At 54.7% G+C, this 318-nt stretch carries 1 protein-coding gene; it reads left to right on the top strand.

The annotated features are described in order from the left end of the window. Positions 1–318, top strand: a 318-nt coding sequence (locus QP140_RS09860) for a YPDG domain-containing protein (protein ID WP_284759480.1), incomplete at both ends; no start/stop codon positions are given.

Raw genomic sequence — 318 nt, 5'->3', positions numbered from 1 at the left:
TCCGGAGGGTGCTAAGCCGGGTGACAAGATCACTGTTCCGGTTGTTGTGACTTACCCGGATGGTTCTACGGACACCGTTGAGGTCACCGTTACGGTTGAGCAGCCGGATGCACCTGCAGCTAAGGACAATGAGAACTTCGATCCTAAGTACGAGGATGGTTCTGGTAAGCCGGGTGAGGATGCTAAGGTTCCTGCTCCTAACTTCAAGGACAAGGACGGCAATGACACTAAGGCTCCTGAGGGCACGACCTTCAAGCCGGGTGAGAACGCACCGGAAGGTGTGAAGGTTGATCCGAACACTGGTGAGATCACTGTTCC

The sequence above is a fragment of the Corynebacterium sp. UMB9976 genome (assembly GCF_030212265.1).
Classification (GTDB): Bacteria; Actinomycetota; Actinomycetes; order Mycobacteriales; family Mycobacteriaceae; genus Corynebacterium.
The sequence above is the reverse complement of the archived record's forward strand: the minus strand, read 5'-3'. Positions and strand labels throughout refer to the sequence as shown.